Source organism: Mucilaginibacter sp. P4_G9 (assembly GCF_056400985.1).
The window spans coordinates 1-11511 of record NZ_JBFUKF010000167.1 but is presented as its reverse complement, the minus strand read 5'-3'; the positions used below and the strand labels follow the sequence as shown (position 1 = coordinate 11511).

The following is an 11511-nucleotide window of genomic DNA, read 5'->3' as shown; positions in this document are numbered from 1 at the left end:
GCGGAATGGTTTGCATCATCTTGCGAAACCGGGTTTCGCTTAATGATAGCGCCTGCGTACGTGCAATAACCCTTTCCTCAAGCTCGTTATTAAGTGCATGAAGCATGTCTTGCGATGCAGAAAGTTCTTCGTTACTGGCAAGCAGCTCTTCATTAATGGCTTTCATTTCTTCGTTTGCGGCAGCCAGCTCTTCATTTAACTCCGCTGTTTCATGCTCCCTATACTCAAGCTCGGTTTGAATTTTTGTACGCCCGGCAATAATTGCCGTAACACTCATGTACGATATGAGCGTGAAAATTAGGGCAAGTAAAACTCCAATTACAAAAATGGCCGGCACATAAGCAGCATAGGTTTTGTAGGCACTTAGCCTGGTGTTTAGCAATTTTCTCTCGGCAGCCTCGGTTTTGTTAATGGATTGGTTTAAGGCATCCATGGCCAGTTTTCCCTTTTTGAGGTCGTTAATGCTTACAGTTTCGTTGTTTTTATTCTTATCCAGCAATTCCTTTAAAATACTCAGCCGGGTTGTTAAAATTTTTTTGATCCCGTCTATATTCTGTTGCTGCTGAGGATTGTCGGCAGCTAATTGCCTGACTTCCTTTATTTGCTTAAGTGCTTTTGTTTCGGCACCGTTATAGGGTTGTAAAAACTCTTCCTGTTTGGTAAGCAGGTATCCGCGCTGACCTGTTTCTGCATCTTTCATGATCGACTCGATATTTTCGAGCTTTTGGATAACTGTGTAGCTATGATCAACCAGGTTGGCGCTTTTTAACAGGAAGTGGATACTTAAATAGGATAAAACGGAAATAACGATAAGTATAAAAAGAGAAAAGCCATACCCGATTTGCAGATTACGATTAAGCGATATTTTCATTTTAATGGAAGAGTTGGCTTTTTTAGGAATTTACATCAAACCATTTAAATAATTGTAGGAGGGGGTTGAAGTTAAGGAAGGTACAATTACATTTAGTTTAGTAATTTATTAATGATGTTAACAAGATGCTGATTTTCAAATGGTTTTGGAAGGTAGGCATCGTGTCCGAAATTCCCGATAGCAATAGCTTGTTTATGATAGGCGGTCATTAAAATAACCGGGATGTGGGCCAGCTCTTTATTGTTTTTAATAACCTGGCAAATTTTGCCACCATTCATACCCGGTAAAATATAATCGGTTAATACCAGGTCGGGTTTGTTGGCTTTCAGCACTTCAATGATATCATTTGTCTGGGTTATTCCTTTCACCTCAAAATTATTCAAACTCAATAGGGTATCAATTGAATCTAAAATATCTTCATCATCTTCTATTACAAGTATTTTTTTTATCATTCTGCTATGAAGTTATTATAAATTAATTAATAATCCCTGTTAAATATAAAATATCTTATCGATTTTGTTTATAGTTTTTATTATGCAAATTAACATTGTTGAATACAATATTGCAATGTTTTGCTTAAAAAAATATTATATTAATTAAAAATTTAACCTGAATGTGTGTTTTTGCAGCCTGTTTTAATCAAAATGAAATTTTCGTTGAATAATTTACATTGCCAAAAGTTTAGCCTTAGGCTAAACTGCTAATTATAAAAGGCAAAGCAAGTAGCAACTTAAGGGTTTAGCGAAAAATTTAGCAGAGCAAGTTGTGTGTTTTGAGTAATGTGAAACACAAAAATACCTGCCGTATACCTGCTTAAACACTGTCGGAAAGTTTATAATATACCGTTTGTTGGTTATTTTAATTATTATTCATGATTAATATTTACAATATTCGAACAGGTTTTGGACGTTTTTTACTTAATGCTTTTTGGTGTTGTCTAAACTCCTGATCTGCTGTCTGGGTAAAAAGCCTACCTTGTATTTATAAAACCAAAAGAGATAACGCACGGTTTGTTTTCTTAACCATAAAGGTTCGCTATGCTAAAAAAAGGTATTGTATTGTACATTGCGGTTTTTGCCTTTTACAGCTTACATGCGCAACATGTGTTAAAACCTTTTCCGCAGCATACTTCATATACTGCGGGCAGCATTATCCCCAGCCATGTTAACCGGCAAAACCTGGATAACAGCGTACGCTCTTTTTACCGGGAATGGAAAAGCCGCTATGTAAAACAGGTAGCCGGCAAAAACCAAAGCTACATTTGGTTTGAAAGACCCGGCAACAAACAATGCGTATCCGAAGGACAGGGGTATGGCATGATTATCGTTGTCCTCATGGCCGGCGCCGACCCAGCAGCCAAAGCGGTTTACGATGCTTTGTTTCGCTATTACCGGGCGCATCCGGCAAAAAGCGGGCAACACCTTATGAATTGGGCACAGGATGTAAAAGGCAATAACCTTGATCACTCCTCGGCAACAGACGGCGATATGGATATAGCCTATTCCTTATTGCTGGCAGATAAGCAATGGGGCAGCCAGGGCGCCATAAACTACTTAAAAGAAGCCAAAGTACTGATTGCCGATATTATGCGGTATGAAATAAACCAGCAAACTTTCACTATCCTGCTGAGTAATGAGGTTGAAGCGGATAGTAAAGATTATTTTGATACCCGCCCATCCGATTTTATGCCCTCGCATTTCAAGGCGTTTAAAGCCGCCACTGGGGATGCACGTTGGGATAAGGTGATAGCCGGCACCTACCGTTTATTTGCACGGATGCAGCAGCAATACAGCCCGGATGCGGGTTTACTGCCCGATTTTATTCAACAGGTGAACCATCATCCGCGGCCGGCCAAAGCCATGTATCTCGAAACAAAGTATGATGGTTATTATAACTATAATGCCTGCCGGGTTCCCTGGCGTATAGCTGCCGACTATTTATTATACGGCGACACACGTGCCAAAGCCATAACCACCAAAATTAACCGCTGGATCCGCTCGACAACGAATGATAACCCCGATAACATTTCTGCAGGTTATACTTTATCGGGGAATGACCTGCAGGCCCGTTATTTCGAGGCACTTAGCTTTATTGCTCCCTTTGCCGTAGCTGCCACAACCGGGGCCAAAAATCAGCGATGGCTTAACCACACGTGGGATTACCTGCTGCATTTTAAACTTAAAGATTATGATTATTACGACAACAGCATAAAAATGCTCAACATGATTATTTTAAGCGGTAATTATTGGAAGGGGTGAGGAGACCCTGTAGTAACACCAACAGAGGTAGCCTCAATTTAAAACGACAGCGTATTGCGCCTTTGAATGATTTTATCAATAGTGTTGCCTATCGCTGTTAAAACGTGCTCGTCCAGGAAATCCTCATTTCGCTGCATCCATTCGCTGCCCATTTTAAAAAGCATGGCTGCCCGTCCATCCTTAAATTTAATATTCCATACATGCCATGTTTTAAAGTAGGCACTTGTAATGCTGATGATATGCGCGGTTCCGTCTGCTAATTTTATTTTGTATTCCATAGTATGATGTATGTTGAAATCCTGGTACCTTATAAAATACGTTTCAACTATTTCATTATTGCAAGCGGTAAAAAATTTAACATAATTTAAGGAATCCTGGTTAGATGTGAGATTTGAGAAGGGAAGAGGAAATAAGCAACTGCAAAAAAACAATATCATCCATTCGTTTGTGAACAGTTGTCATTAATTTATCGACAAGTAATTGTTGATAAAAATATGATCTGCCGCAGGGTTAATAACAGCTAAAACATGTTTTGATGTAACTAATAATATGCTTAATCCGTTTAATTTAATTGTTAATTTAACGCTCATCTATGCAAAAAGGCGCTTTCCGGATAGCTATTATTTATGTTATAATCAGTCTTCTCTGGATCACTTTTAGCGACCGGTTACTTTTTTATTTCCTGCATAATTTTACCCAATACCAGTCTTTATTGTTCAGCACTGCCAAAGGATATTTCTTTGTAATAGCAACCGGATGTTTTTTATATTACCTGATAAGGAAGAATGATGTAAAACTTGGGCAAAGCGAAAACCAGTACCGCTATATGTATGAAGCCAACCCGGTGCCGATGTGGATCTATGACGAAGAGTTTCAAATAATTTCGGTTAATGATGCCGCCATTAATGCCTACGGATATAGCAAAGATGAGTTTTTAACAAAAAGTATCCTCGACATCAGACCGCAGGATGATCCCAAAAATGGAGAACCGGCAAAACGGCCTGCAGGGGATTTGAATTTAAATGGTACTTGGCGGCATGTTAAAAAAGATGGAACCCTCATTTATGTGAGTATAACATCGCATAAGATCATCTTTAACAACCAGCCAAATATACTGGTTATGATAAAGGATATGACCGAGCGGGTGATATTTGAACAAACATTAGAGAAAATAAACCAGGACCTGCAGGGCGGAAAAAGAAAATTAAGGGAAACGCAAATGATGTCGAAAGTTGGGGGATGGGAGTATTTTCCTGGAACTCAAAAACTGGCATGGTCTGATGAATTGTACATGCTTACCGGTGTAAGTAAAGACGACGGGCGCGAGGTTTTTGATATTTACGTGGAGCATATATTTCCCGAAGACAGGCCAATGATGATAAGGGGGTTGGAAGACCTCATTAGTACAGGTAAAACGATGGACATTACGCACCGCATTGTAGCACTAAACGGCGAAACCCGTTATGTACGACAGCTTGCCCGGTTAGACGAAGAATACCCTACTCCTTTAAAACTAATTGGTTCGATGCAGGATATTACCGAGCTGAAACAATTGGAAATGGAAAGGAATAAATACCTGTACAGCCTGGAAAATACTTTGAATAGCATTAGCGATGCTTTTTTTGCTTTGGATTTTGATATGAATATCACACGCATTAACCAGGTTTTCAGGAAGCTGGTTGATGCAAAGATTACAAATATTGTAGGAGAAAGTATTTTTACCCTGTTCCCGAAAGAAATGAACCGCTTATATCCCTACTATCAGAAAGCGCTGGAAGAAAGGGTGATTGTAAGGCAGGAAGAGTATTCTCTCGTGCTAAAAAAATGGATTCGCCTGGCAGCCTATCCAACAGATGATGGGGTCGCGATTTACTTTTCGGATATAACGGAGGATAAATTAAAGGATACTAAGCTTAAAGAAGCTGTAGAAAGATATGAGCTGGTTGCCCAGGCCACAAAAGATGTTATCTATGATCTTAACATCGTGAGCAATCATATTATTTACAACACCAGTTTAACCCAACTTGTTGACATTCCATATGCCCAGATTGAGTATTGCCTGGAATGGTGGCGCGGATTAATTCACCCTGATGATGTTGCCGGGGTTAAAGAAAGTCAGCATAAAATAAAAAGTGAAGGAAAAACAAACTGGGAATGCGAGTACCGGGTGAATTGTGGTAACGGTCATTATAAATATATTATGGACCAGGGGTATTTTATTTACAATGAACAAAAAGAGCCCACGAGGTTAATAGGCGTAATTAAGGATATAGATGCGCTTAAACGGTCGACCCAGGAAAATAAGCGCCTGGCCGATATTATTACCCGGGTTAACAACATGATTATTGTAACCGACCCTAAAAACCGGGTACAACGGATCAATAAAGCATTTGAAGATATTACTGGCTTTAATTTTGCAGAAATGGAAGGCCGGGACCCCTTTGAGCATTTAAGGGAGCCAGGTATGGATGAGGACGAAATTAGCAGGATGTATGAAAAGCAAAGAATGCACGAAGCTTTTTCGGTTGACCTGGTGATCAATACCAAATTTAAGTTGCCTTTATGGGTTTCGATTGAATTAACCCCTGTGTTTGATGATCACAGTAACTATTTGGGTTACATCGCAGTTTATCAAAACATCACCCTAAGAAAAGAAAAAGAACAGGAAATTAAACGGCAAAATGAGTTTTTGAAGGAGGTGGCATGGATGAGCTCRCACGAGATAAGACGACCAGTAGCCACCATGCTTGGCCTCATGACCCTGGTGGATATAGCCGACAACGAGGAAGAAAAAGAGGAAATTTTTGAACTGTTAAAAGTATGCGTTAACGAAATGGATGGCATAGTATACCAAATCCATAACAAGATTAACGATGTTGTGGATTTGTCGTAACTGAAATAGTCACAATTTAATCTGGCGGTAGGTGTCGTTAAAAATTGACTTTGTCTTCTAAGTTAATGATAAATGATAAGCTGGCCTCATCCCGGAACGCTACCTGTAAAGGATTGCCATTGCTTAGTTTTTTTACAAAATCATCCATCTTTTTTTTAAGTCCCAGTTCCCCGTCATGGTTGGTTAAATGCAGAATTCCCTTTTTTACAACCTGGTTCATCATATCCAATGTTTCCTGATCGGGATTATTAAATTTACCATTGGCCGATACTACATAATGATCCGCAGTTACGTTCATTAAAAAATCCGGGGTCATATTTGCTTTACTCCCATGATGCGGCATTTTCAGTATATCAATGTGTATTTTGCCATGCTCATCAAGCAGTCCATTTAGTTTTAAGCCGGCATATATATCATCGCTCCGTCCATCACCGGTAAGCAACATTTTTTTATCCCCAAACTTAACCAGGCAAACTATGCTGGATAAATTGAACGGCGACTTATCATTATCAATTAGGCTCGAAACGATGATCTGCTTGCTTTTTTCCTTGCTTTTTGCTTTGGCTGCTTTTTTAAGGTCTTTATCCCACTGTACCTGCAGTTGCTGTAATCGTTGGGCAGTGGGGTGTACTACGATGATTTCCAGATTACCCATGTGCAAACTTTTAGTTTTGGTATCGCCGCGTACAAGTTTTGTATTACCCGGTTTAAGTTTTTTAAAGGGCGCGTTAACAGATAGATTTAATTTGGCAATGTTATCGCGGATATGTCTTCCCTGGCCTGTGGAGGCTATTACAGCAACAATATGTTCGGGGGCATTATCAAGTTCAGGTATTTGTAAAGAGCTTATATCTGCTGCGTGTGCAGAAGTCTTTAAATCTTTAATGATTGGTATCTGCTGGTTCCCGATAATGTCATCAAAACTGTTAAACCAAAAATTATCAATAATAAAATCCTGTTGCTCCTGCTCAGATAATTTATCCGTCATGGCATCTGTGAGGTCAATAATTCCCTGTATATGGTCCTCATCAGCATGGCTTATCATTACCATGGCCAGGGGCAATGGTTCATCGCCGGTAAGCTTTGCTTTGATTGCCATAAGGCGGGGCTTCAGTGTTTTTGTGTAAACTCCCGGCGGGCCGCCATCAATTAATATAGATTTTGGATCATTAGGGTCGCCAAAATGAAGCATCAGGCAATCACCATATTTAGCTTCAAGAACTTCTAAACTGAAAAGCATATGAGATGTGATTTAGGTAATGACAAACTGATTTTTAAACTGATTGGATGGCCCGCAGCACATCAACCATGCCGCAACCCTGGAAGTACTTTTCCCGGCCAAGGTCGGTAGCTGTTTTGCACAATGCCTGTTTAACTTTTGCCGGCTGGCCAATAAGTTCACGATGCCTGGCTAATATCAGCGCAGCTGCACCCGAGACATGAGGAGCAGCCATAGAAGTTCCATCCATTCGCTCCATGCGGTTATCTATACTGGTTGAAACAATTTTTTCTCCCGGGGCAACAAGGTCGGGCTTTAGCCTTCCGTCGCCTGTTGGACCCTTACTCGAAAAATAGGAAACACCATAGTTGTGCGGCCTGTTGCGATGAGTTGCCCCAACCGTAATAACCAGCTCGGCATTTCCTGGGTCTGTTATATTTACCATCCGGAATCCTGCACTTGAACTGCCATCGGGGCTTTGAAATAATGCTTGTCCAAGGTTACCTGCTGCTGCAACCACAACGGTGCCTTCATTAACCAGCTTTTCGCAGCAGGTGCAAACAGGGGTTTGCCCGCAGGCATAGCTGGCCACCTCATGCACCATCGAAAAGCTCATGTTAACACCATGTATAGCCGGTTCATCCCTTTGATTGTTCATCCATCTAATGAATTGTATGCCCGCCAGGATATTAAATTCTTCTCCCGATCCGGAATCATCCATTACCCTGATATCATAAAGGTCTATCCCCGGGCACATCCCTATGATGTTTTGCATGGTAGTTTCATCTTTTAGGCCTGCACCTATAATACCTGCTACATGGGTGCCATGTGGGTGTACCGGCGGGTAATATTCCAGGATATTATGCGGAATCCGCAACAGTGGGGCAATAACCGACCAATCCAGGAGCCTGCCGTTTCTAAGATCATTGTCTATTTCTTTAACAAAGTCCATAACCTCGTTAGTTGAAAGTCCGGCATCATTGCTGTTGCCAGATGATCTGATGGCCGAAGGAATATGCCGTGGTTTGTTAAAGGCATATTGCTTATGAATGCTTGCAAGCACTTTTCTGAACCTTGTAAAATCATAGGAGGCTACTATTCGGGTATGATTTGAGAATTTGTCTGTTTTGTCGCCTAAAGCATTATCATAAGGTTTTTTTGTGGTTACATCTGTTTTTCTGAAGGCCGGGTGACGGGCATCAATACCAGAATCGAGTACGGCCCAGGCAATCCCCGAACCATCAATTTCAAATAAACGTCGGCCGGCATCAGCTTTGGTTGCCGGCACCGATCTTTCAATGGTTAAAGTTGCGCGTCTGTTGCGATTTATAGCCCATAGGGTAATGGGTGCTTTTATTTCAAATGGTTTAAATTCATCAAAATAAGCATGAAAAGCATTTTCAAATTCTTCTTTTATTTCAACAGGGTTATCGCTTTGAGTTTCTTTTGTATTTGCCGATAACAAAATTGCACCTATAAGCCGGATAAGCCAATAATAATCTTCGGTTGGTATGCCCTGCTTAAACAGGTAAGTTTGCCACCACTGTGTCATTGGTAAAGCAACCAATATTAGTTCTTCAAAAGTAAGACAGGCTACTACAGATTCTCCACTGGTTGCCAGTTGCCATCCGTTTGTTTCCTCCGGCTTTCCCTGTCGCAGCAAATTTTGAGACAATGCACTGAATAATTCTGAGGCCGAGGAATTTTTATGGGGTGTTAAAATGAGGTCTACCCGGCTTTTTTTGAGCTGTTTACCTTGTTCAAAATAGGCAAGCCAAACATCAGGAAAAACCGGGGAATCCTGTGTGAAACGCAACGTTTGCTGGAATTTTTTAAAGATAAGGCTCTCTATTAATCCTGGATTGATGATCATACAAGAAAGGATTTAGGTTTAACTTGATGTTAATTTGAGGCTTAATCTCGTTTAGCTGTAAACTATGTTAAGCTATACCAAGTTAGCATATTATAAAGCATCAGGCAAGGTGCAGATAGAATTATTTATTCACAATTTATTGGTTATCAGGGCTGTTTTTGGAGGTGAATTGATTAGCCGGTTTGATAGCTGACATCAGTTAAGACAAAGGTTATAAAGGTGCCCCTGTGGAGCATCCCGATACAAAAAAAGTCCCCCGGTAATCACTCCGGGAGACTAAATCAAATATAATGTAAACCTAAAAGTTTTATTGTACTGTTATATATTACCAGAACTTAACATAAAGTGCGGTAAGTAATAAAAGGGTTATTATAATTAATGCCAGGGTTGATTTATCTACCTTAAACATGCTGCGGGGTATGTCAAATGCTTTCGGGTTCACTTTCGGTCCGGCAAAGCTGATAGCTACCATTACTATAATGGTGAACATGAACGACAGGCCCATACAGATCAGGAACGGAATTTCGTAACCACCCTTGCCATTAGGGAAGGCGGTATACAGCAATGTTTCGTGACCAAATAATGCCGGTGCATAATTATTAAACAATACCGACATGCCGAAACCTGTAAGGATCCCCGCGATAGCCGCCGCGCCGGTAGTACGTTTCCAGAAGAAGCCCAATATGAATATGGCAAATATCCCCGGACTGATAAAGCCGGTATATTTTTGGATGAAGGTAAAGCCGCCTTCGCCGCCAATACCCAAAAGGTCTTTCCAGGTAAGTATAATGGAGAAGATCAGGGCAGCCAGGATAGTCAGCTTGCCTACAATAACCATCTTCTTTTCGGTGGCCTCTTTATCCATGTGCTTTTTGTAAATATCCAGCGTAAAAATGGTGCTGATACTATTAGCCTTACCTGCAAGCGAAGCCACAATAGCGGCCGTTAGTGCTGCAACAGAAAGCCCTTTTAACCCGGTAGGTAAAAAGCCCAGTATAGCCGAATAGGCATTGTCAGAGTTGAAATGCCCGCCCGATGCCATTTCCTGTTGCAGGCCGCCATTTTTGTACAATACATATGCTGCAATACCCGGTAACACTACAATGATAGGCATAGCCAGTTTCATTAAACCGGCAAACAATATCCCGGTACGTGCAGTTTTAAGATCGGCACCCAAAGCGCGTTGGGTAATGTATTGATTACAGCCCCAGTAGTTAAGATTCACAATCCACTGACCCGCAAAATACATGGCAATGCCCGGTAGTGCCAGGTACTTATCGATTTCTTTTTGCGAAGCTCCGGCTTTGGGCTTGGCCATCATCATTTTAAAGTGTTCCGGCGCATCTTTAAACATGGCGTTTAAGCCGGCCATGGCATCCTTGCCTAAACCAAAATGCTCACTCACCAAAGTAAGGGCGATATAGGTAGTTGCCAAACCGCCTACAACCAATACCAGCACCTGGATAACATCGGTAAAGCCGATAACTTTCATACCGCCAAGTGTTATAAACAAAGCGAAAATAGCCAGCCCGATAATAATCTCATGGAGGTAGCCGCCGCCTGCCAGGCTGTTAATGGCCAGTGCACCCAGGTAAAGTATCGAGGTAAGGTTAACAAACACGTACAAAAACAGCCAAAAAATGGCCATCACAAAGCTTACTGTTTCGTTGTACCGCGTATGCAAAAACTGCGGCATGGTAAATATCTTATTCTTGAGGTACACCGGTACAAACCATACCGCCACTATAATAAGAGCGATAGCTGCAACCCACTCATAAGCTGCAACCGCCAGGCCGACAGCAAAACCCTGTCCGCTGGTGCCTATAAATTGCTCGGCCGAAATGTTTGATGCGATAAGCGAAGCACCGATAGCCCACCAGGTAAGTGAGCCTTCGGCCAGGAAAAAGTCATGGCTGGCCGATATACTGGCCTTTTTTTTGCGGCTGTATACCCAGTAACCGTAGCTGGATACCACAACAAAATAGATTACGAAAATGACGTAATCAATGGTTGAAAATTTATTCATAATGGGGGTTTAAATTGTTTAATTGTGTTAGTTTTTTCTAAAAAACAAGCAACCGGAATCCCATCTTGGGCTGCATGTTTGTATCATATAATTTTTATCGCAATATACTTTTGTTTCACTATAGTTTGTTATCCCGGGTGCAGCGAAGAATTTATTCGCCAATATGTCTGCGTCTTTGTCCTTTGTCTTTTATCCTTGCTCTATCGGCCCTTGCTCTACTAATCCGTTATCCAACATGGCGTTCCCTGCGGGCCGGGCTATCCGTTCATACGCCAGCAGGCATAGCGCTCAGGCCGGTAGCCACTGCTATCCCTAACGCATCTTTCCGAACCGGAATTCACCGAATTTCAGAATTTATTTTACTTGTAAAG

The 11511-nt window shown here is 41.3% G+C and carries 9 protein-coding genes; 3 read left to right on the top strand and 6 right to left on the bottom strand.

Annotation, left to right across the window (positions count from 1 at the left end; all coding sequences use genetic code 11):
* Both AC1DPZ_RS15135 and AC1DPZ_RS15130 read right to left on the bottom strand, forming a co-directional pair.
* The coding region (locus tag AC1DPZ_RS15135; RefSeq protein ID WP_477404788.1) for a CHASE3 domain-containing protein at window positions 1-871 on the bottom strand (871 nt) is incomplete at its 3' end.
* 92 nt (window positions 872-963) lie between these two features.
* Complete coding sequence (locus AC1DPZ_RS15130) at window positions 964-1323, bottom strand: response regulator (RefSeq protein WP_477404786.1); 360 nt, start codon at window positions 1321-1323, stop codon at window positions 964-966.
* Between the two features lie 585 nt (window positions 1324-1908).
* On the opposite strand from AC1DPZ_RS15130, the gene AC1DPZ_RS15125 reads away from it, so the two are divergent.
* Window positions 1909-3129 carry a family 8 glycosyl hydrolase gene (locus AC1DPZ_RS15125; RefSeq protein ID WP_477404784.1) on the top strand — a complete coding sequence of 407 codons (1221 nt, stop codon included), beginning with the start codon at window positions 1909-1911 and terminating at the stop codon, window positions 3127-3129.
* 38 nt (window positions 3130-3167) lie between these two features.
* Here the strand turns inward: AC1DPZ_RS15125 and AC1DPZ_RS15120 are convergent, their stop codons facing one another.
* Window positions 3168-3407, bottom strand: coding sequence for a hypothetical protein (locus tag AC1DPZ_RS15120; RefSeq protein WP_477404782.1), 240 nt, complete (start codon window positions 3405-3407; stop codon window positions 3168-3170).
* A 314-nt stretch (window positions 3408-3721) separates the two neighbouring features.
* Here AC1DPZ_RS15120 and AC1DPZ_RS15115 point away from each other — a divergent pair, with 314 nt between their 5' ends.
* Complete coding sequence (locus AC1DPZ_RS15115; protein ID WP_477404780.1) at window positions 3722-6022, top strand: PAS domain-containing protein; 2301 nt, start codon at window positions 3722-3724, stop codon at window positions 6020-6022.
* Between the two features lie 37 nt (window positions 6023-6059).
* On the opposite strand, the gene AC1DPZ_RS15110 is transcribed toward AC1DPZ_RS15115, so the two are convergent.
* Window positions 6060-7262: a ComEC/Rec2 family competence protein gene (locus tag AC1DPZ_RS15110; RefSeq protein WP_477404778.1), complete on the bottom strand. Its 1203-nt coding sequence runs from the start codon at window positions 7260-7262 to the stop codon at window positions 6060-6062.
* A gap of 34 nt (window positions 7263-7296) precedes the next feature.
* Window positions 7297-9114 carry a S8 family peptidase gene (locus AC1DPZ_RS15105; RefSeq protein ID WP_477404776.1) on the bottom strand — a complete coding sequence of 606 codons (1818 nt, stop codon included), beginning with the start codon at window positions 9112-9114 and terminating at the stop codon, window positions 7297-7299.
* A 64-nt stretch (window positions 9115-9178) separates the two neighbouring features.
* On the opposite strand from AC1DPZ_RS15105, the gene AC1DPZ_RS15100 reads away from it, so the two are divergent.
* The gene (locus tag AC1DPZ_RS15100) at window positions 9179-9307 is read left to right on the top strand and encodes a hypothetical protein (protein ID WP_477404774.1); all 129 of its coding nucleotides are present in this window, start codon (window positions 9179-9181) and stop codon (window positions 9305-9307) included.
* A gap of 132 nt (window positions 9308-9439) precedes the next feature.
* Here the strand turns inward: AC1DPZ_RS15100 and AC1DPZ_RS15095 are convergent, their stop codons facing one another.
* A complete protein-coding gene (locus AC1DPZ_RS15095; protein WP_477404772.1) occupies window positions 9440-11140 on the bottom strand; it encodes a sodium:solute symporter family transporter in 1701 nt (566 codons plus the stop codon).
* Window positions 11141-11511 lie beyond the last annotated feature (371 nt).